The 25,045-nt window shown below is 70.3% G+C and carries 21 protein-coding genes; 9 read left to right on the top strand and 12 right to left on the bottom strand.

Annotation, left to right across the window (positions count from 1 at the left end):
• Positions 1–19 precede the first annotated feature (19 nt).
• From ACQPWU_RS14065 to ACQPWU_RS14055, 3 genes are all read left to right on the top strand, one after another.
• Positions 20–1,441: a hypothetical protein gene (locus ACQPWU_RS14065; protein ID WP_433439977.1), complete on the top strand. Its 1,422-nt coding sequence runs from the start codon at positions 20–22 to the stop codon at positions 1,439–1,441.
• Between the two features lie 161 nt (positions 1,442–1,602).
• Entirely contained in the window at positions 1,603–2,448 is an 846-nt protein-coding gene (locus tag ACQPWU_RS14060; protein WP_433439976.1) for an LLM class flavin-dependent oxidoreductase, read from the top strand.
• A gap of 53 nt (positions 2,449–2,501) precedes the next feature.
• Positions 2,502–2,984, top strand: coding sequence for an N-acetyltransferase family protein (locus ACQPWU_RS14055; protein ID WP_433439974.1), 483 nt, complete (start codon positions 2,502–2,504; stop codon positions 2,982–2,984).
• A 13-nt stretch (positions 2,985–2,997) separates the two neighbouring features.
• On the opposite strand, the gene ACQPWU_RS14050 is transcribed toward ACQPWU_RS14055, so the two are convergent.
• From ACQPWU_RS14050 to recO, 4 genes are all read right to left on the bottom strand, one after another.
• Complete coding sequence (locus tag ACQPWU_RS14050) at positions 2,998–3,759, bottom strand: phosphotransferase family protein (RefSeq protein ID WP_433439973.1); 762 nt, start codon at positions 3,757–3,759, stop codon at positions 2,998–3,000.
• A 42-nt stretch (positions 3,760–3,801) separates the two neighbouring features.
• A complete protein-coding gene (locus ACQPWU_RS14045; RefSeq protein ID WP_433439971.1) occupies positions 3,802–5,430 on the bottom strand; it encodes an ABC transporter permease in 1,629 nt (542 codons plus the stop codon).
• Positions 5,431–5,690: 260 nt separating this feature from the next.
• Positions 5,691–6,464 (bottom strand): isoprenyl transferase, encoded by a 774-nt coding sequence (locus ACQPWU_RS14040; protein WP_433439970.1) that lies wholly within the window; start codon positions 6,462–6,464, stop codon positions 5,691–5,693.
• Entirely contained in the window at positions 6,461–7,195 is a 735-nt protein-coding gene (recO, locus tag ACQPWU_RS14035) for a DNA repair protein RecO (RefSeq protein WP_433439968.1), read from the bottom strand. Before recO ends, ACQPWU_RS14040 begins: the two co-directional genes overlap by 4 nt.
• Before the next feature lie 140 nt (positions 7,196–7,335).
• On the opposite strand from recO, the gene ACQPWU_RS14030 reads away from it, so the two are divergent.
• The 3 genes from ACQPWU_RS14030 to ACQPWU_RS14020 all read left to right on the top strand — a co-directional run bounded on the left by ACQPWU_RS14030 (position 7,336) and on the right by ACQPWU_RS14020 (position 10,887).
• Positions 7,336–8,862, top strand: coding sequence for a CDP-alcohol phosphatidyltransferase family protein (locus ACQPWU_RS14030; protein WP_433439966.1), 1,527 nt, complete (start codon positions 7,336–7,338; stop codon positions 8,860–8,862).
• Positions 8,859–9,578 (top strand): DUF5941 domain-containing protein, encoded by a 720-nt coding sequence (locus ACQPWU_RS14025; RefSeq protein ID WP_433439964.1) that lies wholly within the window; start codon positions 8,859–8,861, stop codon positions 9,576–9,578. The genes ACQPWU_RS14030 and ACQPWU_RS14025 overlap by 4 nt, the downstream gene beginning before the upstream one ends.
• Before the next feature lie 364 nt (positions 9,579–9,942).
• Complete coding sequence (locus tag ACQPWU_RS14020) at positions 9,943–10,887, top strand: isopenicillin N synthase family dioxygenase (RefSeq protein ID WP_433439962.1); 945 nt, start codon at positions 9,943–9,945, stop codon at positions 10,885–10,887.
• A gap of 5 nt (positions 10,888–10,892) precedes the next feature.
• Here ACQPWU_RS14020 and ACQPWU_RS14015 read toward each other — a convergent pair whose 3' ends face one another.
• From ACQPWU_RS14015 to ACQPWU_RS14000, 4 genes are all read right to left on the bottom strand, one after another.
• Positions 10,893–12,266: a glycoside hydrolase family 16 protein gene (locus ACQPWU_RS14015; RefSeq protein WP_433439960.1), complete on the bottom strand. Its 1,374-nt coding sequence runs from the start codon at positions 12,264–12,266 to the stop codon at positions 10,893–10,895.
• A gap of 254 nt (positions 12,267–12,520) precedes the next feature.
• A complete protein-coding gene (locus tag ACQPWU_RS14010; RefSeq protein ID WP_433439958.1) occupies positions 12,521–14,308 on the bottom strand; it encodes an alpha/beta hydrolase in 1,788 nt (595 codons plus the stop codon).
• A gap of 113 nt (positions 14,309–14,421) precedes the next feature.
• Positions 14,422–15,423 (bottom strand): helix-turn-helix transcriptional regulator, encoded by a 1,002-nt coding sequence (locus tag ACQPWU_RS14005; protein ID WP_433439956.1) that lies wholly within the window; start codon positions 15,421–15,423, stop codon positions 14,422–14,424.
• A gap of 90 nt (positions 15,424–15,513) precedes the next feature.
• The gene (locus ACQPWU_RS14000) at positions 15,514–17,859 is read right to left on the bottom strand and encodes a GH1 family beta-glucosidase (protein ID WP_433439954.1); all 2,346 of its coding nucleotides are present in this window, start codon (positions 17,857–17,859) and stop codon (positions 15,514–15,516) included.
• Positions 17,860–17,951: 92 nt separating this feature from the next.
• Here ACQPWU_RS14000 and ACQPWU_RS13995 point away from each other — a divergent pair, with 92 nt between their 5' ends.
• The 3 genes from ACQPWU_RS13995 (at position 17,952) to rocD (ending at position 20,575) form a co-directional block, all read left to right on the top strand.
• Positions 17,952–18,437 carry an Lrp/AsnC family transcriptional regulator gene (locus tag ACQPWU_RS13995; RefSeq protein WP_433439952.1) on the top strand — a complete coding sequence of 162 codons (486 nt, stop codon included), beginning with the start codon at positions 17,952–17,954 and terminating at the stop codon, positions 18,435–18,437.
• A gap of 123 nt (positions 18,438–18,560) precedes the next feature.
• The gene (gene ddaH / locus ACQPWU_RS13990) at positions 18,561–19,358 is read left to right on the top strand and encodes a dimethylargininase (RefSeq protein WP_433439950.1); all 798 of its coding nucleotides are present in this window, start codon (positions 18,561–18,563) and stop codon (positions 19,356–19,358) included.
• Between the two features lie 2 nt (positions 19,359–19,360).
• Positions 19,361–20,575, top strand: coding sequence for an ornithine--oxo-acid transaminase (gene rocD, locus ACQPWU_RS13985; protein WP_433439948.1), 1,215 nt, complete (start codon positions 19,361–19,363; stop codon positions 20,573–20,575).
• A gap of 150 nt (positions 20,576–20,725) precedes the next feature.
• Here rocD and ACQPWU_RS13980 read toward each other — a convergent pair whose 3' ends face one another.
• From ACQPWU_RS13980 to ACQPWU_RS13965, 4 genes are all read right to left on the bottom strand, one after another.
• Positions 20,726–21,997, bottom strand: a complete 1,272-nt coding sequence (locus tag ACQPWU_RS13980) for a CU044_5270 family protein (protein WP_433439946.1) — start codon at positions 21,995–21,997, stop codon at positions 20,726–20,728.
• Positions 21,990–22,586: an RNA polymerase sigma factor gene (locus ACQPWU_RS13975; RefSeq protein ID WP_433439944.1), complete on the bottom strand. Its 597-nt coding sequence runs from the start codon at positions 22,584–22,586 to the stop codon at positions 21,990–21,992. Before ACQPWU_RS13975 ends, ACQPWU_RS13980 begins: the two co-directional genes overlap by 8 nt.
• A gap of 62 nt (positions 22,587–22,648) precedes the next feature.
• Entirely contained in the window at positions 22,649–23,386 is a 738-nt protein-coding gene (locus tag ACQPWU_RS13970) for a class I SAM-dependent methyltransferase (RefSeq protein WP_433439942.1), read from the bottom strand.
• Positions 23,387–23,391: 5 nt separating this feature from the next.
• Positions 23,392–24,918 (bottom strand): alkaline phosphatase D family protein, encoded by a 1,527-nt coding sequence (locus tag ACQPWU_RS13965; protein WP_433439940.1) that lies wholly within the window; start codon positions 24,916–24,918, stop codon positions 23,392–23,394.
• Positions 24,919–25,045 lie beyond the last annotated feature (127 nt).

Genomic DNA, 25,045 nt, shown 5'->3' with positions numbered 1-25,045 from the left:
AACCGGCGCGCGTTATCACGTGGATTCCGTCTCAGGCGACGATTCCGCCTCCGGCCTTACCTCGCATGCGGCGTGGCGGACCCTGGAGCAGATCAACTCGGTCGTCTTCGAGCCGGGCGACTCCATTCTCTTCCGCCGCGGCACCACTTATGAGGGAGTCCTGAAGCCGCAGGGTTCGGGCACCGCGGACAACCCCATCGTCATCGGCTCCTACGGCACCGGCGCCCGCCCCGCCATCGCCGGCGACGGGGCACGCGCCGCCGTGTTCCTGCACAACGTGGAAGGCTGGGAGATCCGCGAACTCGACATCTCCAATCCCGGCCCCCAGGACGCGACTCCCCGCGCGGGCATCTACGTCCTGCTCGAGGATTACGGCATCGGCAGGCACTACGTGGTCGACGACGTGGTGGTCCACGACGTGGTCGGCTGCGACTCCCTGAAACCGGAGGTGGAGAACAGCGGCGGCATCGTGTTCAAGGCCGCCGGCTCCCAGGTGGCCACCGGATTCGACGGGATCCGGATCTCGCACAACACCGTGTCCGACGTCGACAACATCGGCATCGGCACGCTGTCGCAGTGGAATCGCCACGAGCTTTATTCGGCCGGCACCAACCATTTCGTCCCCATCACCAATGTGCGGATCTTCCGCAATGAACTCAGCGGCCTCGGCGGGGACGGGATCCTCGTGCAGAACGGCGTCGACTCGCTGACGGAACAGAACAAGGTCGACGGGTTCGGCCTGCGCACGGCGGAATCCCGGGCCGCGATTCTCGCGTCCAACTCGATCCGCCCCGTCGTGCAGTGCAACGAGATCACCGGCGGTTCGGCGACGCCGCCGTCGTTCGCGCTCAGCGTGGACGCGGGCAACTCCGACCTCGTCTACCAGTACAACTACAGCCACGACAACGACGGCCCGTTCATGCTGTTCTGCGCGATCGCCGGCTCGCACACCGATGGCGCGACGATCCGCTACAACATCAGCCAGAACGACAAGGACCTGCTCCTGGGCGATTTCGAGATCCCCGTCGTCGCCAACGGCTGCGCGAACGCCATCAAGAACGTGAAGTTCTACAACAACGTGATCTACAGCCCCTCCGCCGGGACGATCGTCGGCAGCCGCGGCGACCACACGCCGATCGCCTTCACCAACAACATTTTCTTCGGCCGCCGGGAAGGCTCGGCCATCAATGACGCGGTGGGCGTCTACGACCACAACCTCTATTACAACGTCACCGTGCCTGCGCACCACGCCAACCCCGTGATCGCGGACCCGAAATTCGTCAACCCCGAAAACCTGCTCGGATTCCGGCTCGACGGCGATTCCCCGGCCCTCGGCGCCGGTCTCGCCATTCACGATGACGGCGATCGCGACATCCACGGCACCCCGATCTCCCGGGACACACAGCCGAACATCGGCGCCCACCAAGGCGACCCCACCTGAGCACCGCGGGTTGCCCGGCGTGGTGGCGTTCCCTTAGAGTGAGGCTCACTTGATCAGGAGCTTCCCAGAAGTGCGCCGCAGAACGGGAGCCCTGCCTCCCCCGTCGTGGAGGTCCTGGAGGGGCGGCATCGATTACGCATGCCCCTTCACGGAGGTACTTCATGAACGTCGGTCTCGGCCTGCCCATCAGCGACCCCGCGGCACTGCTCGACTGGGCCCGCCGCGCTGATGCCGGCCCCTTCACCACTCTCGCTCTCCTCGACCGCCTGGTCTACGACAACCCCGAGCCGCTGGTCGCCCTGGCGGTCATCGCCGGAGCCACCACACGCGTACGCGTACAGACCGAGGTCCTGCTCGCGCCCCTTCGCGAGCCCGCCCTGCTCGCCAAGCAGGCCGCGACCCTGGACCTGATCTCCGGCGGCCGGCTGGTCCTGGGGATCGGCGTCGGCGGCCGCGAGGACGACCACCTGGTCGCGGGCACCGACATCCGCACCCGCGGCCGCCGCCTCGATGAGCAGATGGCCGTCATGCGCCGGTTGTGGTCCGGCGAGCCGTACGGCGACGGGGCCGGCCCGATCGGGCCCCTCCCCGCTCGGTCCGGAGGCCCCGAGGTGCTCTTCGGCGGCTTCCAGCCGGCCGCGCTCGCCCGGGTCGCGCGCTGGGGAGACGGGTTCCTCGCCGCCGCCCCGCCGTCCTGGGCCGGCGGGCTCATCGACACCGTTCAGCGGTTCTGGAAGGAGGCGGGCCGTTCCGGCGCGCCCCGCATCGTCACCCAGGTCAACGTCGCGCTCGGCCCCGAGGACGTCGTCGCGGATGCCCGTACGGCCATGGGCGCCTATTACGAGTTCACCGGCATGGCCGACCGGATGGTCTCCGGCATGCTCACCACGCCGGGCGAGATCCGCCAGGCCGTCGCCCAGTACGCGGACCTCGGCGCGGACGAGGTGATGCTGTACTGCTACGGCCGCGACCCGAACCAGGTCGACCGCCTCGCCGACGCCCTCTGAGCGCGAGCCTGGCCCTTTTTTCCGCGGCATCTCATCTGTAATGCTGCTTGCCCATGAACGTCGACCAAGCGCTCATCCGGATCAGGCCTGCCCGCGACGAGGACCGTGAGGCCGTTCTGACGTTGGCGCCGAGGCTCGCCGAAGGTGTGGCGGCCTGGCGAGATCACCAGGCCGCCATACGGGCGGGACAACGATGGCTCACCGACTCCCTGGCGGGCCGGCACGGCGCGGTATTCGTCGCCGTGGAAGGCGACGACTCCCGGGTCATCGGCGTGGTCTCCGTCAGCCGCCAGCGGCACTTCACCGGCGCGACGGACGCCTACGTGGGCGAACTGGCCGTCGCCGAGCACGCCGTGCGCGGCGGAGTGGGCAGGCGGCTGATGGCCGCGGCCGAGGACTGGGCCCGGCAGCAGGGCCTCAGCCATCTGACCCTGGAAACGGGGGCGGCCAACACGACCGCCCGCCGGTTCTACGCGTCCTTGGGCTATCTCGAAGAAGGAGTACGCCTGACGCGCTCGCTCGCCGAGCCGTCGTAGCGGCGGCGGCGTTCTACAGCAGGGCCAGCATCCGGTCCGCCTGCTCGGATCGGATGTCCTCGCGGACCCGCAGCAGCCAGAACAGCGCGAGGAGCCGGCGGCATTCCGTGAGCCTGGCCGCCTCCTCGGCCGTCAGCTCGAGCCGTTCGAGCACGGCGGTCATCCCGGCCGGGTCGTTCTCCCAGACCGCGATGTGCTCGGTGACCTCGGCCAGCTCGAACGCGCGATCGCTCCGGCCGGAGTACTCGAAGTCGATGACCCGGACCTTCGTGCCGTCCCACAGGTAGTTGGCGATGTTCCCGTCGCCGGTGCCGAACACCGGGGTGCCCGGCCGCGCGAGCAGCTGCTCCAGGGCCGGCCGCTCCACCCAGGCCGTGGCCGCGCGAAGCGCCTCGGCGATCGCGGGATCGGGCTCGGCCGCCGCAGCCCGTTCGCGTACGAGCTGAAGGAGCTCGACCGGGTGCCCGGCACGCGGCGGCACCCGCTCCAGCACCCGCGGCGGGATCGCCTGCTGGACACCGGTGACGGCCTCGGCCAGGGCGTCGACGAGCTTCCCCGTGATCTCCCCGCTCACGGCCGCGCCGTCCAGGCGGGACATCACCACGGTCGGCGGATCGCCCTTCAGCTCGGCGGTCACCGGCGCCGGAGCCAGGCCGGGATCGTGTTCGGCCAGCAGCTTCAGAGCTCGCCACTCGCGTTCGGGCTCGTCGTAGCCCGATGATCGGTATCGCTTGACCACCACGTCGGACCGCACCTCGATGGAATGGCCGCCCATTCGCCCTCCGATCTGGTCGAGTGGCACGACATGCTAGATCATTCAGCCGAAGTCGCGGCGGCGCAGACCCATGAGGGCGCCGCCGAGCAGCAGCGCCGTGAGGGCCACCAGCGTGAGGGTGGGGCGCGCGTCGAAGGGCGTCCCGATCATCGCGTTCGGGATGTAGTGGAACGGCTCCAGCGGGCTCCCGCCCCACAGCCCGTACAGGGGGCCGACGACCTGGCCGAGCGCCGCGGTCAGGAGCCACACGACCCAGGAGATCGCCACGCTGGCCCGCGGCAGCAGCCCGTACGCGAGCATGCAGACCGCCCCCACGCACCACGCTGCGGGCACGGTGCTCAGCGCCCCCGCCAGGAAGCGCGGCAGGTCGGTGGCGAGGTCACCCACGAGCACCGAGTACAGCGTGCCGAACACGAGCCCGGCGACGGCCATCAGCGCCGCCGTGCCGAGCCCCGTCACCACCAGGTGCCCGGCCGCCCAGCGCAGGCGGGTCATCGGAGTGGACTGCACGGTCTCGGCGCGGCCCAAGGTCTCCTCCGAACGCAGCCGCAGCGTCATGAGCACCGGGTAGAGCGCGACGGCGTACGCGAGGATGAGGATCAGGTACCACGAGTAGGCGCCCAGCGTCCTGCCCAGGTCGGACAGGCCGAGGGTGTGCGTGATGTTCTCCACCACGATGCTCGGCCGCGAGAGCAGGTCCCGGGTGAGCGGGCTGAGCGCGGCCCCTGCCGCGGCGAAGCACGCGACGCCGGCCGCCCACTTCGCCAGCAGGCCGCGGTGCAGCCGCCAGGCCAGGCTGATGGGGCCGCGCAGCTCCGGCGCCGACTCCCGGCCCAGGCGCTCGGGCAGCAGGCCCGCGCCGAGGTCGCGGCGGTCGAGCAGCCGGTACGCGACCGCGTACAGGATCGCGGCGACCAGGATCGACACCCCGAGCACCCACCACCGCTCGCCCTGGTATGCCCGCACGAGATGGCTCCAGCCGATCGGGGACAGCGCCTTGAGCCAGTACTGCCCGGTCGCGTCACCGGCATAGCGCATCACGTAGGCGGCGCCGAGCACGGACAGGCTGATCGCGGTGGCCGTGCGGGCGCTCCGCGCGAGCTGGGCGGCCACCGCGGCGACGGCGGCGAACACCCAGCCCGCGACCGTGATCGCGGCGCCGTACGCGACGGACCCCACGGGCGGGAACCCGGCCGCGATCACCACGACCGCGGTCAGGGCGCCGGCCGCCAGGCTGATCCCGCCCGCGACCAGCAGCGCGGCCGTCAGAGGCGCGTGGCGGCTCACCACGCCCGACCGGACCAGCTCGCTCCTGCCCGCGTCCTCCTCCCTGCGGGTGTGCCGGACGATCGACATGAGGGCCGCGAACGCGTTCGCCACGTACAGGAAGCCGCCGCTGCGCCACGTCGCGAGCACCTCCAGCCGCGGCTCGACCAGGCCGCCGCCGAGCGCCCGCAGGAAGGCGTTCCTGGTGACGAGGTCGGTGTAGTTGACCTTCAGCTCGTACGTGCCCATGGCCCTGTTGACGTAGGACACCATCACCAGGGCCATGGTCACGATCAGGAGGATCCACCAGGGCGCGATGCCCCGTTCGCGGCGCAGCGCCAGGCGGATGAGCTGGCCGGTGCCCGCGAGGGTGCTCGCCCGGCCGGCTCCGCGTGCGGAAGCCATCGGCTACCAGCTCCTATTCATGGGTACAGCTCACTATTCCTACGAACAGCAGACTATACCTATGTATAGCTAGCGGCCAAGGGGCCACCAAGCCGTGGGTGGTGAGATGGCCGGCGCGATGCGGGCCGACGTGATCCGGCCGCGACAGGAGCGGGTTCCATGTGATCCTGCGCGGCTCCTGCCGGCTGCTCCGTGGCGGCGAGCCGGTGAAGGCGCTGCGGACCATCCACCGGCATCCGGGCCGCTGCCGCAGCGGCAGGTCAGACCGGGTTGGGGATGGCCCCGCCGTAGCGCCTGTCGCGCTTGGCGAAGATCTCGCACGCCTCCCACAGGTCCCGGCGGTCGAAGTCAGGCCACAACCGGTCGAGGAACACCATCTCGGCGTAGGCCGACTGCCACAGCAGGAAGTTCGAGAACCGCTGCTCCCCCGACGAGCGCACGAACAGATCCACGTCAGGGATCTCGGGCTCGTCCAGGTAACGCGCGAACACCTTCTCGCTGACCTTCGACGGCTTGACCCGCCCGGCCGCGATGTCCTGGGCCAGCTTGACCGCCGCGTCGATGATCTCGGCCTGCCCGCCGTAGTTGACGCAGAACTGCAACGTCAGCTTGCGGTTGGCGACCGTCATCTCCTCGGCGGTCTGCAGCTCCGAGATGACGCTCTTCCACAGCCGCCCGGGCCTGCCCGCCCAGCGCACGCGCACGCCCATGGCGTTGAGCTCGTCGCGCCGTCGCCGGATCACGTCCCGGTTGAACCCCATGAGGAAACGGACCTCGTCGGGCGACCGCTTCCAGTTCTCCGTGGAGAACGCGAACGCGCTCAGATAGGGAACGCCCAGCTCGAGCGCTCCCTCGATGACGTCGAACAGCGAGGACTCACCCGCCTTGTGCCCCTCGATGCGGGGCAGTCCGCGGGCCTTGGCCCAGCGGCCGTTGCCGTCCATGATGATGGCGACGTGCCGGGGCACCAGGTCGCGCGGGATCGGCGGCGGCGTCGCGCCCGACGGATGCGGGGTCGGAGGTCGTACGTTCACACAGGCTCCCTTTCGACGTGTCGGAGAGAGCGTATTCCGTGTTCGAGGTGCCACTGCAGATATGCGGCCACGAGTCCGCTGCACTCGCTGCGATGACGCGACTCCGAAGCGTCGGCGGTGGCCCAGTCGCCGCGCAGCAGCGCCGTCATGAGCCCGATCGTCTCTCCCGCCGGCACGGCCGAGCCGGCCGGCCTGCACGCCCCGCACACCACTCCCCCGGCGACGATGGCGAACGCCCTGATCGCCGGTGCCTGGCACTTGGCGCACGCGTCGAGCGCGGGGGCGTAGCCGGCCACGGCCAGCGAGCGCAGGAAGTACGCGTCCAGCACCAGCCGGGCCTCGTGCTCGCGGTCGGCGAGCGTGCGCAGCCCACCCACCAGCAGCAGGAACTGCCGCAGCGCCGGCTCCTTCTCCCCGTGCGTCAGCCGGTCGGCCGTCTCCAGCATCGCGCTGCCCGCGGTGTAGCGGGGATAGTCGGCGGCCAGCGCCTCGCCGTAAGGCCTGAGGGTCTCCGCCTGCGTGACGACGTCGAGCGTACGGCCGGTGTGCAACTGCAGGTCGACGTGGGTGAACGGCTCCAGCCTGGCCCCGAAACGGGACGTCGTGCGGCGCACGCCCTTCGCCACGGCCCGGATCTTGCCGGTGCGCTTTGCCAGGATGGTGACGATACGGTCGGCCTCACCGAGCTTCTGTGTGCGTAGAACTACGCCTTCGTCACGGTAGAGACTCACTCGAACATCTTACGGCCGGATCGAAGTCATGTTACGGGCATGCTCTGGTGACGCGACTTTACGTCACTCTCATTAGACTTTGACGTCTGTCCCCGCATTACCCGTTGTTCAACCCCCCGCTACCGCCTCGAAAGGGAGTCATGACCCGCGTGGTCCTGCTGGGCGCCTCGCCCGGCCCCGACACCTCTCCGACCGGCCTGAGGCTGGCCGCGCTATCCGGCAACCCCACCGTGGCCGAGCGACTACGCAGCCAGCTCACTTCCCTGGATCCGCGGCTCGCCACGATCGAGTCAGGCGATGTGGCCGCCGCCCTGCGCGCCCTGGCCGACGTCGCCGAGTCCGCAACGGAGAACCTCTTCATCATCCCGGAAAACTCAGTCGTACACGACGAGCTGATCTACCAGATCACCAAGGCCAAGCGCGGCGCGCTGGCGCTCGTCGCCAAGGAGCCGCGTCCGGAGGTGACAGAGGAGGAGGAGCAGGACGACAACGGCCCCGAGGACCACGTCCCGATCGACGAGGCCGAGCCCGAGATCGGCCCCAACCGGCTCGAAGGGCTGCCGGTGCGCTCACGCGTCGGCAAGTCGCGCGTGGTGTCGGTGGGCACCGCGCACCACGCCGTGACCAGGCCGAACGCGATCCTGCTCGGCCCGCTGCACGTGAGCGCGCGCAACGCGCCGATACTGGCGGAGACCTGCCGCGAGCTCGCCGAGATGGCCTCCTCGTTCGGCGAGGACGACGACCTGGTGCAGCTCATCGTGTTCGGCCTGGTGCGCAAGGGCGTGTCGGTCGGCATCAGGGGCCGTCGTGACCTGTTCTACCGCCGGGTCACGACCCAGGAAGAGGTCAACGAGGCCGGCGCCGAGATGGCCGGCATGGACGAGGACCGGGCCAGGCTCAACAACGCGGTCAAGGGCGCCGACGGCTTCTTCACCACGTACTTCGTCTCCACCTACTCCCGCTTCATCGCCCGCTGGGCGGCCAGGCGCGGCCTCACGCCCAACCAGGTGACGCTGATCTCGATCACGCTGGGCGTGGCGGCCGCCGCCTGCTTCGCCACCGGCGACCGGCCGTGGATGGTACTGGGCGGGCTGCTGATCTACTTCGCGTTCGTCTTCGACTGCGTGGACGGGCAGGTCGCCCGCTACGCGCGCAAGTTCGGCGTGCTCGGGGCGTGGCTGGACGCCACGTTCGACCGGTTCAAGGAGTACGTCGTCTTCGCCGGCCTGGCCATCGGCTGGGTGGTCTCGGGCAACGGCGACGACATCTGGATCCTGGCACTGGCCGCGATCGGCCTGCAGTCCGTACGCCACCTGCTCGACTTCTCCTTCGGCGTCGCCAACCGCCGCAAGCCCCCGTCCCCGCTGCCCACGCTGCCGCTCGACGCGCCCGACGACCGCCAGCTGCGCCAGGCGCTCACCCGCCGCAAGGTGGAGCGGAGCCAGGGCCTGCGTGGCCTGCTCAAGATGTGGACCAAGGCCGGCAAGTTCCGCACCATCCACTGGGCGCGCAAGATGATCGTCTTCCCCATCGGCGAGCGGTTCGCGGCCATCGCGATCACCGCCGCCCTCTTCGACGCCCGGATCACCTTCATCACCTTGGTGATCTGGGGCTCCGTCGCCGCCGCCTACACCCTCACCGGACGCCTCATGAGGTCGCTCGTATGATCACTCACCCGCAGGCCATGGCCACCCCCACGCCGGACCCCGACGAGGAGCGCCGCCGCATCCAGACCGCCCGCCTGCTCGCCTACCGTGACGACGGCCCGCTCGCCCACGCGCTCGCCGGCAAGCTCGGCCGGGGCCTGCCGCCCGTGCCCACCACGCTCGCCGCCCTCCTGGTCGTCGCCGCCCTCGTGGTCACCGGCGTGCTCCAGCCGGGCCCTCTGCTGCTGCTCCCCGTCGTGATCACGCTGCTGCTCGTGCTGCCGACCGCGCCGCGTGACCACCTGGGCCGCTTCGACTGGCTCACGCCGCCGCTGCTGCGCGGCGCCGAGTTCCTCACCATGATCGCGGTCGGCCTCGCCGCCGACGCGCCCAAGTGGCTGCTTTTCGTGCTGGTTTATGTCGTGGGTTACCACACGTATGACACCGTTTACCGGACGCGGCAGAGCATCTGGCCGCCCGCCTGGGTGTTCCACGCGGGGCTCGGCTGGGAGCTGCGGCTGCTGATCATCGGTGTGGGAGCGGCACTTGACGTGCTGACGCCGGTGCTGGCGGTGCTGACGGCGTACCTTTTCGTGTTGTTCGCGGTGGAGAGCGTGACGAGCTGGGTGCGCCTCGACAAGGCCTCCGCCCAGGCGGGCGCCGATGCCGAGCAGGACCTTGAGGCCTCCCCCGAAGACCAGCTCGAACAGGCCACCGGCGAGGCCGACAAGGGCTGATCATTGGTCTGTTGTGCTTTCTCGTGCGGCGCCGTGCTTCGTGCGGCGCCGCACGTGTCTCAAAACCCCTGCGCTCCTCTCATGCGCCGCCGTGCTTCGTGCGGCACCGCACGTGCCTCAAAACCCCCCATCTCGTACGGCTGCGCCTACGGACCGCCACCCACCGCAAGGGGCTGATGGCCCTCCAGGAGACGCCGTCTGACCCTTCACCGGCCGGCCGCCGTTACGGCGCAACGTGGGCCGGTTACGCGGTGGGCCGGCTGACGCCCACCCGGGAGCGAGGTGCATTCCGCCCCCGTGAACCGCGGCCGCGTGGCCATGCATGCGACGGTGCCGGCACCGAGGAGAGTGTCAAAATGACGGCGTGAGCGAATTGCCGGTGATCAATGTCGCACCTCTCCTCGCCGACACCGACGGGGCCGCCAAGCATCGAGTCGCCGACGCGATCGGCGCCGCATGCAGGGACAGCGGCTTCTTCTACGTCTCCGGCCACGGCGTGCCCCAGGACCTCCTCACCCGCCTCGACGCGGCGAGCAGGCACTTCTTCGCCCTCCCCGACGAGGTGAAGGCCGAGATCTCCATGGACAAGGGAGGCAAGGCCTGGCGCGGCTTCTTCCCGGTCGGCGGCGAGCTGACCTCGGGGCGGCCCGACCTGAAGGAAGGCATCTACTTCGGGGCCGAGACGCCGCCGGGTCCGCTCCCGCTGCACGGTCCGAACCTGTTCCCCGCCCAGGTCGCCGAGCTACGCAACGCCGTACTCGAGTATCTCGACACGATGACCGCGCTCGCCCAGTCCGTCATGTCGGGGATCGCCCTGAGCCTGGGCCTGGACGAGGACTACTTCCGCGCGGGCTACACCGCCCACCCGACCGTACTTTTCCGGATATTTCATTACCCGCCCGCTCCGCCGGACGACCCCGACACGTGGGGCGTCGGCGAGCACACCGACTACGGCCTGCTCACTCTCCTCCTCCAGGACGCGAACGGCGGCCTCCAGGTACACACCCCGCGTGGCTGGACCGAGGCCCCGCCGCTGGAGAACACGTTCGTCTGCAACATCGGCGACATGCTCGACAAGCTCACCGGCGGCCACTACCGCTCGACCCCGCACCGGGTGCGCAACCGCAGCGGCAACGAGCGGCTCAGCTTCCCGTTCTTCTTCGACCCCGGCTGGGACAGCGAGGTACCGCCGTTGCCGTATGCGCCTGGCCAGAGGTGGGACGGCCAGGTCGACTTCACCGGCACCTACGGCGAGTACCTGCTGTCCAAGGTCTCCAAGGTCTTCCCACGCCTCTTCGAGACCCTCTGAGCCTCTCAGCTGGTCGAGAACGTGAACCAGTTGACGTTGACGAAGTCGGCCGGCTGACCGCTGCTGAAGGTCAGATACACCGTGTGCGTCCCCGTCACGGCCGAGATGTTGGCGGGCACCGTACGCCAGTTCTGCCACCCGCCCGTGCCGCCGACGGCGAAGTCCCCGATGGGAGCGGCGGTGAGGCTGTCCAGCCGGACCTGCACCAGCCCGCTCACCCCGGCCGCGGCCCCGGACGCCACCCTGGCCTTGAACTGGTGGGCGGCCTCCGTCCCGAAGTTCACGCCGTCGAAGCGGAGCCAGTCGCCGTTGGCGACGGCCCCGACGTTCTGCCCGCCGCCCGTGTCCGTGGTCGTCTCGACGATGGTGCCCGACTGCGCCTGGTACCGCTCGGCCTGGATGGTCGAACGCGCGTCAACGCTCCCGGGAGGAGGGGTGGATCCGCTTCCGCTCTGCCACACCGCGACGTAATCCACCAGCATCGGCCGCCCGGGCACGGTCGCCGCCGTGGGTGTCTGGCCGCCGAGCGCGTTGGGGAACGCCCCGCCCATCGCCACGTTGAGCAGCAGGAAGTAGCCCGCGTGCCCTGTCATGTTGTTCCAGGTGCCCGCGTCGAACTGCGACTGGCTCACGCTGTGGAACTGCTGCCCGTCCACGTACCAGCGCAGTTGGTTCGGGCTCACGCTGCGGTCCCACTCGAAGCGGTAGGTATGGAACGCCGCCTGGCACGTCGAGCCGGGGCAGGCGCGGTTGGCGCCGAGGCCGGTGGTCTCGTTGCACGGGCCGCCCGGGTTGACGCCGCAGTGGAGCACGCCCCAGACGGAGTTGATGCCGTTGACGTTCTCCATGATGTCGAACTCGCCGATCCCCGGCCAGTTCCAGTAGTTCCCCCGGTACGGAGCCCCGAGCGCCCAGAACGCCGGCCAGTAGCCCAGCGCGGCGTCCCCCGTCACGTTCGGCATCTGGATGCGGCCCTCGATGCGCAGGACGCGGCCGTCGGCGGGCTTGAAGTCGGCCCGCCTGGTCTCGATGCGGGCCGAGGTCCACTCGCCCGAGCCGCTGCGCTGTGGCGTGATGCGGAGGTTGCCGGCGCCGTCGAGGTTCAGGTTGGAGGTGCTGGAGGTGTAGTTCTGGATCTCGCCGGTGCCCCAGTTGGCGGGGCCGCCGGGGTACGAGTGACCGGTGTCGATGATCCAGTCGGCCGACGAGGGCAGCGTGCCGGCCGCGCCACCGAAGTCGTCCGACCAGACCAGCGACCAGCCCGACGGGGTGGGCGGGACGGTGGCCGAGGCGCTGACGGCCACCTTGACGAGCAGCCCGCTGAGTGCCACGAGCACCACGGCCACCGCCGCCAGACGGTGGCGAACGGCTGTTGTCATTGTTCGCTCCATGGGGGAGGGAGACAGGGGAGAGCGCTCTCTCAGGATGTCAACACGGCGCTTACCCGCTGTCAACATCGCGCGCCGCACGCGGGAAGCATGTACGGACCGGGCACGGGTGCCGTGGCCATGGCCGGGCCGCGCCCGCGCGACGAGGGCGGGCGGAGAGCTCCGCTCCTGACAAGCGGATCCGCCAACGCGGATGGCCGGCCTCGGGTGGGACCGGCCATCCGCGCGGTGTCACCGCGTGATGACTACTCGGGGTACGACGGGCCGGGCTCGGTGCGCAGCATGCGCTTGAGCATCTTGTTGGCCGCCCGCATGTCGTCGCTGACCGGTTGGGTCCGCACGGTGCCCTTCGGCTGGAGGCTGCCGCCCACTTCGTAGACGGCCGTCTCGTCGGGCAGCGGCACTGCCTGGCAGGCGGTGAACTGGTCGTCGGGCAACAACCCGTCCAGCAGATACGCGTAGACCCGGTCGTCGACGCAGCTGGTGTAGTAGGGGAAGACGCCGTGGCTGCCCTCGTTGTCGACGCTGATCATGTGAGCCCCGGGCAGGTGCCGGGCGGCGGACAGGGCGCCCTCGTACGCGGTGGCCACGTCGAGCTCGCTCTGCAGCATCAGCACCTTCGGGAACGTCTTCTGGTTCGGAGCGGGCATGGCGTTGGTCGTCGGCCAGTACGCGCACGCCGGCGGGTCCTGCATGTACGGCGCGATCAAGGGCGCCTCACGGGTGAGCCGGTCGCTGAAGGCGCGCCAGTAGCCGACGCTCTGGTTCCACTGGCCGTCCTGGCAGCGGATCACCTCGAAGACGTAGTCGATGTCGTAGGTGTACTCGGAGGCGGACCCGGCCGGCTTCGCTCGGTCCGCGTCAGCCGTCAGACCGGCCCTGGCCTCGGCGGCTGCCTGCTCCACGTACGCCCGCTGGTCGGCGGTCAGCCCGGGCCGGGCCAGCAGCTTGGCGGTCGCGTCGGCCAGCAGTTGCTCCGGTGTCCAGCCGCTCCACTGCTCGTAGTAGTCGATGACGTAGTCCACGGCGGCCGCGGCGACGCCGTAGTTCTCGGTGTTGTAGAGCGCGCCCAGGATGAACCAGCCGAACATGAACGGCCCCATGCCGACCCGGGTGCCGCCGGCTCGCTCCCACAGCTGCCGGACCGCCATCGGGTCGGTGCCCCGGCCGTACACGTCGTCGTGGCGCGCGATGTACGGCATGAGCTGCTCCTGGAACGCCCGGTCGCGGGTGAACGGCTGCAGGTCCCAGGTCTGTTGCAGGGTGGGCGAGTCGACCGCGGCGACCGAGTCGAGCACCATCCGGTTGACCTTGCCCGGGAAGGTGGACGCGTACCACGTGCCGAGCCAGGTGCCGTACGAGTAGCCGAGGTAGTTCATCCTCGTCTCGCCGAGCAGGCCGCGGATGAAGTCCATGTCGTACACGGTCTGCTCGGTGGTGATGTACTTGGTCAGCTCGGTGCCGCGGCAGCCGGCGACCTCCGCCTGCGTGATCTTGTCGTTGGTGTTGTGGATCTCACTGTCGAAGGTGACCGAGCACAACAGCTGGCTGCTCTGGCCGACGCCGCGCGGGTCGAACCCGATGACGTCGTAGTGCTCGCCGACGGCAGGGCCGGCCAGTGCCACGTACGGCGCGAGAGACAGCCCGCTGCCACCGGGGCCGCCGGGGTTGACCAGCAGGATGCCCTTGCGGTCGGAGCCGGTGGCCACCGTGCGGGAGATGCGGACCTGCAGCGTGTGGCCGTCCCGTGGATCGTGCCAGTCCCGCGGGACGGTCACGGTCGCGCAGGCGAGCCGCAGCGCCGCTTCCTGCTCGGCGGTCACGGTGCCGGGCCCGCACGGCTCCCAGGTGAGCTGCTGCTGCGCGAGGGCGCCGGCGAGCGCGGCGGTGTCCGGTTCGGTGGCGCCGCTGGCGGACGCCGCGGGTGGCGTGCTGAGCACAGCCACGAGGACCGCCGCGATCAGCGACGTCCCGATGGCCGCGAGTCGGCGCCTACGGTTCGCGTGGCGCGGCACGGGCGCTAAGTGAGGCATGGTGTCGTCCTCTCGGTGCAACTGGGTTCGCCACCACCATGACCGGAGGGAGCTGCCCCGCACATCGGTTGGCGGCGGCGAAGACCGGACATGACTGGTTTCAGTCAGCCCGATCACAACCAGCCCCGGCGGCTGGCCTGCACGCCCAGCTGGAACCGGGTCCGGGCGCCCAGCAGCTCCTGCAGCCGGCTGACCCGACGGTGCACCGTACGCTGGCTGACGCCGAGGTCACGGGCGATGGCCTCGTCGGTCAGCCCGGCGGTGAGGAGCACCAGCAGCCGCTGGGCATCCGAGCCGGGATCGACGTCGGGCCGTCCGGCGTCCGCGGACGCCATGGCGCGGCCGCCGGCCGCCTGGATCGGCGCGCCCAACCGCCAGAACACCTCGAACAGCTCGGAGAGCACATCCAGCAGCTTCGACGGGTAGATCAGCAGCGCGTCGGCGTCTCCGCCGCCCGTGCGGGGCAACATGACCAGTCCCCGGTCCGCGTCGGACAGCAGCAACTTCACCGGCACGTCGGCGAAGACGCGCGCCTGCTCGCCGCCGGCCACGGCATCGCGTACGGCGGCGAGCAACGCTTCGTCGTGCAGCACGCTCCCGTCGTAGACGGCACGGTATCGCAGCCCGCGGCGCATGCCGTCGAGCTGCACCTCCTCCGGCGCCGGCGGGGCGTCGGGCAAGTACGGCCCGCGCTCGAGTCCGCGCACCTCGGTCCGGGCGGCGGCCTGCAGCGCCCGGAACAGTTCCCGGGCCGCGAGCTTGCCCTCGACCACCTCGACGAACGTCGCGCCCGTGCCGTGCACGGCGGTGTACAGCTGGGACAGCGCATGCGCGCTCGCCCTGGCCTGTGCGGCTTCCATCTCGCGCTGCGCCGCCCACGCCTCCAGCGCGGTCCGCGGCGGGCAGACCTGCAGCAGTCCGTCCGCGTCCCGGCGGATCAGGCCGGCGGCGAGGAACGCGGCGAGCCAGCGGCCTGCTTCGGCGGGTGCGGCGGCGCCGGCCAGGAAATCGTGCTCCGGCACCGGCGCCGCCTTCAGCAGTTCGCGGTAGACGGCCTCGGCCTCCGGCGATGGTGGGAGCGCTACCATCGCGAGGCTCTGCGCATCAGGCTCCATGGGCACCGACCGTACAGACCTGGCGCTAAGCCGATGTTTCGACCACCGCTACGCCGATGTTTCAGCGATGACGGGCTTGGCCCTCCATGGTCAGGTGGAGTCCCGGACCACCAGCCGGGTCGGCAGCACGACGGACGTGGTGTGGCGGCCCTCCAGCCGGGACAGCAGCAGCCGCGCCAGGGCCAGCGCCTGGTCCGCCAGCGGAACCCGCACGGTGGTGAGTCCCGGCGTGGTGGCCGAGGCGGCGTCGATGTCGTCGAAGCCGACGATCGCCAGGTCCTCGGGCACCCGCCGCCCCGCCTCCCGCGCGGCCTGCAGCGCCCCGATGGCGAGCTGGTCGGTGGCGGCGAAGACGGCGTCCAGCGACGGGTCGTCGCCGAGCAGCTGCCGGGCGGCCGCCGCTCCGGAGGCACGGGTGAGGTCCGCGAGGGCCAGCAGCGGCGGCAGGCCCGCACGGTGCAGCGCCGCACGGTGCCCGGCGAGGCGGTCCTGGACGGCGACCAGGTCCGTGGGGCCGCAGACCATGCCGATGTGGCGGCGCCCGCGCGCGAGCAGGTGCTCGGTGGCGGCCTCCGCGCCTCCGGCGTTGTCCACGTCCACGTACGGCACCAGCGAGGTGACGGCCGGCTTGCCCAGCAGCACGATCGGCACGCCGGTACGCGAGAGCCGCTCGGCGAGCGTGTCGGCCCGGTCGGACGGCAGCAGCACGACCCCGTCCACCAGCCGGGCCTCCGCCTGCTGGACGATGCGCCGGTGGCTCTCGGCCGTGTCCGCGAGCATGAGCGTGATCTGCTTGCCCGCGCCCTCCAGCATGCTGGTGACGTACTGCACCACGGCGGCCGTCAGCGAGTCCCCCTGCCTGGGGACGGACAGGACCAGGGCGATGGCGTTGGTGCGCCGGGTGACCAGGCTGCGGGCGGCGGCGTTGGGCACGTAGCCGAGCTCCTTGACGGCCCGCATCACCGCCGTGCGGACGTCCGCGCTCACCGACGCCTCGCCGTTGACCACGCGCGAGACCGTCGCCCTGGAGACACCGGAGCGGGCGGCGACGGTTTCGAGGGTGGGCCGCTTGGGGCGGGTCTCGGTGAGGCCGTTGCGGCGGATGACGTCGCGGTACCACAGCGCGCTGTCCTTCAACCGTCGCCGCTGGGTGGCGAAATCGACGTGCACGAGGCCGAACTTCCGCTGGTAACCGTCGGCCCATTCGAGGTTGTCGAGCAGGGTCCAGACGAGATATCCGCGAACGCGGGCGCCTTCTTCCACGGCCGACAGCAGGGCGCGCAGATGTTCCTCGATGAAGCTGATGCGGTCCACGTCGTGAATGCCGTCGCCGGTCACCGTGTCGACGAAGTCGGCGCCGTTCTCGGTGATCATCAGATCGAGTTCGGGATATTCGCGGGAAATGCGCCGCAGCAGCAGCGAAAGGCAGTTGGGCACGATCGGCCAGCCCATCGCGGTGACCGCCGTGGGAACCGTGCAGAACAGCACCCCCTCGCTCCCGGGAAAGGCTGGGTCGGCGCTTTCACTGGGCTGTGCCTGCACCACCTGCGGGGTGTAGTAATTGACGCCGAGCAGGTCCACGGGCTGCGCGATGGTGTCGAGGTCGCCGTCGCGGACGTGGTCGAGGCCGCCGTGGCGCTCGATGATGGGCAGCAACTCGGCGGGGTACGACCCGCGCAGCACCGGCTCCAGGAACTGCCGGTTGGCCAGGGCGTCGATCCTGGCCACGGCCTCGGCGTCCTCCTCCGACAGTTCCCTGCCGAAGTCGCTCACCTGGGCGGGTGTCATGACGGGCGAGAGGTTGAGCACGATCCCGACCCTCGTGGCCCCGGCCGAGCGCAGGGCCTGCGTGGCCAGGCCGTGCCCGAGCAGCATGTGGTGGGCGCTCCTGAACGCGTCCGCGGCCGATTTCCTGCCCGGCGCGTGAACGCCGGACCCGTATCCCAGGAAGGCCGCCACCCAGGGCTCGTTCAGCGTGAACCAGGTGTCGACCCGGTCCCCGAGCCGGTCATGAACCACCGAGGCGTAATCGGCGAAATGGCGGGCGGTGTCGCGGGACGGCCAGCCGCCGAGCGTTTCGAGCGCCCGCGGCAGGTCCCAGTGGTAAAGGGTCGCATAAGGCGTGATGCCCGCCCCGAGCAGTTCGTCGAGCAGCCGGTCATAAAAGTCGAGCCCGGCCTCGTTCGGCTTTCCCGTGCCCTCGGGGAACACTCGCGCCCAGCTCACCGAGAACCGGTAGGCGGCCATTCCGAGGTCTTTCATCAACCGCACGTCCTCGGGATGGCGGTGGTAATGATCGCAGGCCTCGGCGCGGTCGGCGGAAAAGCCGTCCCAAATGGACGGCCCGCGGCCGTCGGCGGACGTGGCCCCCTCGATCTGAAAGGCCGAAGTCGACACTCCCCACACGAAACCTTCGGGGAAGCTTGCGGTGCTCATTTTGGCGGATACCTTCCGATGGCTGTCAGCACGCCCAGTTTCCCGCGCGCCGCTCGTCGCGCGCCAGCCTGGCCAGGCTGTATACAAGGCGCGTGGAACTGGATCGGCTTGATCGTGACATCATCGCCGCGCTCGTCGAGGACGCACGCGCGACCTACGCGGACATCGGCCACCACGTGGGGCTGAGCGCGTCGGCGGTGAAGCGGCGGGTCGACCGGTTGCGGGAGACGGGGGCGATCACCGGGTTCAGCGCGAGGGTGGCGCCGCAGGCGCTCGGCTGGACGACCGAGGCGTACGTGGAGCTGTTCTGCCAGGGCAAGACCAAACCTTCGGACATCGCGCTGGCCGTCGCCAAGTTCCCCGAGGTGGTGGCGGCGGCCACGATCACGGGCGAGGCGGACGCGTTGCTGCACATCAGGGCCACGGACGTGCGCCACGTGGAGCGGGTGATCGAGCGCATCGCGGCGGAGACGTTCGTGGTGCGGACCAAGAGCTCCATCGTGCTTTCGCGGCTGGTGGACACCCCTCCGGGTGCCGCCGTGCCGGAGCCGCGCAACGGATCGCATCCGGCGCCCTGATACACGCAACAGACCCGCGCCAACGCGCAATGCCAGACGCTTGGCCTGCGTAAACGTACATTCTTAGGCTGTCTCCGTCCCCCCAATCGGGACATCGATCCATAAACCTCGACGGAGACCTGCATGCCCAAACACTTCCTGATGTGCCGTCCGGACTACTTCACGGTCGAGTACGCGATCAATCCGTGGATGCATCCCGAGGCCGGCGCGGACCGCGACGTGGCGGTCCGGCAGTGGGAGGGCCTGAAGGCGGCGTACGAGGAGCTCGGGCACCGGGTCAGCCTGATCGACCCGATCGAGGGGCTGCCCGACATGGTCTTCGCCGCCAACGGCGCGCTGGTCGTGGACGGCCGCGTCTACGGCGCCAGGTTCGCTTACCCCGAGCGCGGCCCCGAGGGCCCCGCCTACCTGCGGTGGTTCGCCGAGCGCGGCTACCCGACGCGCGAGCCGCTCCACGTCAACGAGGGCGAGGGCGACTTCCTCACGCTCGACGAGGTCATCCTGGCCGGAACCGGCTTCCGCACCGACGTGGTCGCGCACCAGGAGGCGCAGGAGTACCTGGGCCGCCCGGTGATCTCCCTGACGCTGGTGGACCCGCGCTTCTACCACCTGGACACGGCGCTGTTCCCGCTCGACGGCCGCAACGTCGCGTACTACCCGGAGGCCTTCTCCGAGGGCAGCAGGAAGGTGCTGCGCACGATGTTCCCCGACGCGGTGCTCGCGACCGCCGAGGACGCCGAGGTGCTCGGGCTGAACGCGGTCAGCGACGGCAGGAACGTGGTCATCAACGCCGAGGCGTCGAATCTCCAACTGGAGCTCAAGAGGCGCGGCTACGAGGTGCTCCCTGTCGACCTGTCGGAGCTGCGCAAGGCGGGTGGGGGTCCCAAGTGCTGCACACTGGAGATCAGGGGGGAGAACTGACCATGACCACCAGCGCAGAGCTCATCGAAATGAGCGAGCGCCGCAGCGCGCACAACTACCATCCACTGCCCGTCGTGATCCATGAGGCGCACGGCGCCTGGGTCACCGACGTCGAGGGCAAGCGGTATCTGGACTGCCTGTCCGGCTACTCCTCGCTCAACTTCGGCCACGGCCACCCGAAGATCATCGAGGCCGCTCAGGAACAGCTCAAGAACCTGACCCTGACCAGCCGTGCCTTCTACCACGACCAGTTCGCGCAGTTCTGCGCCGGACTCGGCGACCTCACGGGCAAGGACATGATCCTGCCCATGAACACCGGGGCCGAGGCCGTCGAGACCGCCATCAAGGTGGCGCGCAAGTGGGGCTACGAGGTCAAGGGCGTGGAGCCCGACCAGGCGAACATCATCGTAATGGAGGGCAACTTCCACGGCCGCACCACCACGATCGTGAGCTTCTCCACGGACCCGGAGGCACACGACAACTTCGGCCCGTTCACGCCGGGGTTCCGTCTCGTGCCGTACGGCTCCGCCGAGGCGATCAGGCGGGCCGCCGACGCGAACACGGTCGCCGTGCTGGTCGAGCCCATCCAGGGCGAGGCCGGGGTGCTGGTGCCGCCCGACGGGTACCTGGGCGAGATCCGGGAGTTCTGCTCCGCCCAGGGCATCCTGATGATCGCCGACGAGGTGCAGTCGGGGCTGGGGCGGACCGGGCAGACGTTCGCGTGCGACTTCGAGGGCGTCGTGCCCGACATTTACGTCCTGGGCAAGGCGCTCGGCGGCGGCGTCGTACCCGTCTCCGCCATCGCCGCGAACCGTGACGTGCTCGGGGTCATCCACCCCGGCCAGCACGGGTCCACGTTCGGCGGCAACCCGCTGGCGTGCGCGGTCGGCATCGCGGTCATCGAGCTGCTCAACACCGGCGAGTTCCAGGCCAGGGCCGCCAAGCTGGGCGAGGTGCTGCACACCCGGCTGCGCGAGCTGGTCGGCAAGGGGGTGGTCGAGGTGCGCGGACGCGGGCTGTGGGCGGGCGTGGACATCGACCCGGAGCTGGCCACCGGGCGCGAGATGTCCAAGGCGCTCATGGCGAGGAGTGTCCTGGCCAAGGACACCCACGGCTCCACGATCCGCCTCGCCCCACCCATCGTCGTCTCCGAGGACGACCTGGTGTGGGCCATTTCTCAGCTCTCTGACGCCCTTTACGAGTTCAGCCAGGCCTGACCCGCCGTTCGTGGCCGGGCTTTTCAGGGTTTTTACGGCGGAGCACGGGAGGGCCCAGCCACCGTACGTGGCTGGGCCCTGTCCAGGGAGACGCTCCTCCGGTTCACGGGGCCGGGCGCCGTTACGGCGCCCGGTTGACCGGCTGGGTGGTCATTTGCGGGCCGGAGACGCCTTCGCGGTCGGCGGCGCCGGCGACGGCCCGTCCGACGGCTCCGCGCTGATAGTGATAGTCGGCACCGGCTCCGGCGCAGACGGGTCGCTCGTCGCCTCCAGGGAGACCGTCACAGTCGGCTGCGGCTTCGAGACGGCAGCGTCGCTCGGCTTCGGCGACGGCGTGGCCGAGTTCGTCGGGCTCGTGGTGGCGACGGGTGAGGGCGTGGCGCAGGAGGCATCCCCCTGGTTCCGGACCGTCACCTTCGGCAGTTCGTCCACCGCCGAGACCTTGAGCTGGGCCGTCAGCGCCAGCACGCTGCCCTCGGGGGCCTGGGCGAGCTTGCTGTCCACGACCGTGTGCCGCTCCCCCATGAACAGATGCGTGGCCGGGTCGAAGATGGCCTGCCTGAGGATGCCCTGCGGGTCCAGCTGCCCGAGCGCCACCCCCTTGCGGCCCGCCGCGTCCTCCACGCCCTCGGTCACCTGGACGCCGGGGATCGTCTTGGCCGCCTCGAACAGCGCCTCGCGCTGCGCCTTCGGCAGGTACGTCTCCCTGACCAGGTCAGACACGTGGTCGAATGCGGCCCGGTCGTTGTCCACGCCCTTGCCGTCGCTCACGTACGCCGCGCTCGTCTCTTGGAGGCGCGCCCGCATCCCGGCGGCGTCCGTCGGGAGCGTGCTGAGGTATGCGTAGTCGGTGCGGCGGTCTCCCCTCTGGCCGGGGCAGGAGGCCAGTGTGTGCCAGTCGGAGCCCTGCCAGTCCTTCGCCGACTTCGGCAGCGACCTGCCCGGCCACGGCTTGGGCTCGAGGCCCTCGATCTGCAGCAGGCCGTCCGCGCTCCCGTCCACGGACTGCCAGATCTTCCTGTGCGTCCGGTAGAGGTAACGGGACTCCTCACCGTCATTGCCGAACGTGAACGACCCGTACATCGTCTCCGACTCGATCAGGATGAACTGGCCGGGCCGGGGGGACAACTCGTCGGATGACGACACGGAAGCCGACTGGGTCACCGACGCGGCGGGGTTCGCGCTGCCCCCGCCCTGGTTCGACAGGGCCGCTGCCACGCCGCCGACCAGGACGACCGTGGCCCCGAACGCGGCCGCGGCCTGCAAGCCGAGCCTGGGCAGGCGAAAGCGGCCCCCGCCGCGCGCCTCCGCCAGCAGCCGCTCCCGCGCCCTGGCCCTTGCCTCGGACCCGTACGGCGGCACGGTGGGCCTGCCGTCGGCGAACATGCGGATCTCGTCATCGTCCATGCTGCGTTCATCCATGCCGGGGCTCCTCTGCTGCGAAGGGATCGATGCCGCCGAGTGCCCTGCGCACCTTCGCGCGGAGCCTGTGGAGCCTGGATCTGACGGTGCCGACGGGCACGCCGAGCGCGAGCGCGGCGTCCTCGTACGTCAGGTCCGCCCACGCCAGGAGCAGCAGCAGGTCACGCTCGCCCGCGCTGAGCCTCGTCAGCGCCCTGGCCAGCCTGGGCTGGAGCTGCTCGGCGGTCACCCGGTCGGCGCTGCGCTCGTCGAACGTGCCCGGACGCTCCGCGCTCACCTTGGCCATGGCCGCGGTGCGCCTCCGCTCGGCCCTGCGGTGCTGGGAGATGACCTTGGTCGCGATGCCGTACAGCCAGGGCCTGGCATCCGGCCAGGAGCGGTCGTAACGCGCCCGTCCGCGGAACGCGACGAGGAACACCTCCCCCGTCACGTCGTCGGCCAGCTCCACCCCGAGGCGCCGGGCCGCGTACCTGTGGATCTCGTCGGCATGACGGTCGAACAGCGCCGCGAAGCTCTCCGGGTCACCGAGCGAATGCCCGATCAGGGTCGAGTCATCCAGCGTCTCAGGCGCATCCTGAACACCTACCACTCTGCCGGTCCTCTCTCATGCGGTCACCCTGTTGTTGGCCGCTTGCAGGATCCCGGTTCCCACTATTTCGGGCGTACTTCAGCCGCCTGCGGACGGCGCCACACCTCCATGCCCTCCGGCGCCGCGTCCGGGCCGAACCCGGCCGCCTCCAGCTCCGACGCCAGACGTCCCCTGGCGGGCCAGTGGTTCGTGACGACCACCTCGTCCTCGCTGATCGCCACGCCGCGCTGGCGGATCCGGTAGACGAAGCGCGAGGTGACGCTCTCGCCCGCGACCTCCAGCACCTGCCCCGCGATCTCGTACGCGTGCCTGCCGACCTGGTACGAGCTCATGACCTCGAGCTCACCCGGCACGGGCACGGCCCGCTCGCGCCAGTTGAACACCAGCCGGCCGCCCGGCTCCAGCTGCCTGGCCAGCACCCGCCACAGCGAAGCCCGCTCCTCGGCCGCGAAGCTCTGCAGCACCGAGATCATCACGACCGCCTCGACCGGCTCGTCCACCTCCACGTCCAGGGCCCCATACGGGAGGACGGTCACGCGGCCCAGCGCGTCGGGGTCGGATGCCAGCCGGGAGACGAGCACCGAGCGCATGCCCAGCGACGGCTCGACGGCGTAGATCTCGGCCGGCGTCTCCCTGGCGATCAGCTCGGTGATCAGTCCGGTGCCCGCGCCGATCTCGATCACGCTCCGCCGCACCCCCTTCAGCAGCGGGGGAAGCAACTCGCGCACCACGGGAACATGCCCGTCGCCGTGCCACAGGTCGTAGAACGGCACGGCGACGGCGTAATTGTCGTCAAGCATGCGCGTCATCGTAGGCGGGCGGAGTCGATCGGCCTGACGCTGTCGCCGTCGGACTCGTACCAGGTGACCTCGTCCGGGAGGGTCAGCGTGGCCAGCGCGTTCTGGAACCAGGGCCCCTTGGTGACCCGCCACCGGAACGGCGGCCGTGGGATGCCCGCCAGCCGCGACAGCAGGCCGCCCACGAGCGTGGCGATCCGGAACTGGGTGAACACGTTGGCCCAGCGCAGCAGGCGGCTGAGCGGGTTGCGGATAGGCGAGCAGACGATCTGGAAGACCGGCCCTGAGCGGGCCTTGGCCAGGTAGGAGTAGTGGACGTCGCCCGAGAGGATCAGCACCGGCTTGCCGAGTCTCATGAGCAGCCTGGCCAGGTCGTCGAACGAGCGCCGGAAGGCCGCCCAGTGCTCCAGGTCGATGGCCTGCCGGAACTTCTCCGACCACCGCCGCACGCGCCCGCCCCACTTGCCGTCGCACAGGGCCTCGTTCCAGTTCTGTACGCCGTGCACGCCCTCGGGGAGCAGGAACGGGATCGACGAGCCGATGACCAGCCGCTCGGCCGGGGCGGTGAGCTGCTCCTCGAGCCAGGCCCACTCCTCCGCGTCGAGCATGCGGCGGTCGCCGGGCGTGAGTTGCCTGGCGCACCTGGTGTCGACCATGATCAGGCGGGCGCGCCCGAGGTCGCGGGCGTAGCTCCAGCGGTTGCTGCTGGGCTCGGCGTCCGCCTTCTCGGCGAACGCGTCGAGTGCCGCGCCGCCGTCGCCGCCCTCCATCAGCGCGCGCAGCACCGGGTCCTCCGCGCGCTCGGCCGGCGAGAGGTTGCCGAGGTGCTGATAGATCCAGTACGCCCCGAGCCCCGAGACCATCCGGCGGTGCCACCAGTCCGTCGCGGCCATCTGCTCGCGCCAGGGCTGCGAGGTGTTCCAGTCGTCGCGTACGTCGTGATCATCGAAGATCATCGCGGTCGGCACGGTGGACAGCAGCCAGCGGATCTTCGGGTCCGTCCAGGCCAGGCGGTAGAGCTCGGCGTACTCCTCGAAGTCGGCGATCTCCCCCTGCGGCTCCGTGCTCCTGCGGGCCTTGATGTAGTCGCGCATCTCGGGCGAGGGGTTGTCGGCGTAGACCTGGTCGCCGATGAGCAGCAGCAGGTCGGGCCACTCCTCGTCGCCCGCCGCCGCGAGGTGGTCGCCGTACGCGCGCAGCACGTCGGCGCCGTGCGTGAGGACGTGGGCCGCGTCGTGCGGCACGCTGGCGCGGCACGAGCCGAACGTCAGCTTGCGCGCCCCGTCGGCGGGCAGCAGCCGGATCCGGCTCGGCGGGCGACCCGCCAGTGGCCATACCTGCTCCCCATCGAGCCTCACGGAATACGAACCGATATCCTGAGACAGCTCAACGAGATCCACGATCGCGTAGTGGTGACCGTGCACGGTGAAGGTAGGCGACCGGTAAGACCTGCCGTCCGCCTCGATGGTGACCGTGCAGGGCTCGCCGGTCTCCACCCAGATCGAGGCGCTGACGGAGTCTACGTACCGCAGCATCGGCCCCATCACGAGTGCGGGCATCTCACCCCCCGAGATTTTGACGATTCGGCACGTTCTCGGGACGCAAGCCTGCCAGAGTGGCACGGCCCACAGCACCTCGATCCCGCGGCCGGGATTTCACCAA

This window comes from Nonomuraea sp. CA-141351, assembly GCF_050944675.1.
Classification (GTDB): Bacteria; Actinomycetota; Actinomycetes; order Streptosporangiales; family Streptosporangiaceae; genus Nonomuraea.
This window is presented reverse-complemented; position numbering and strand designations above follow the sequence as displayed.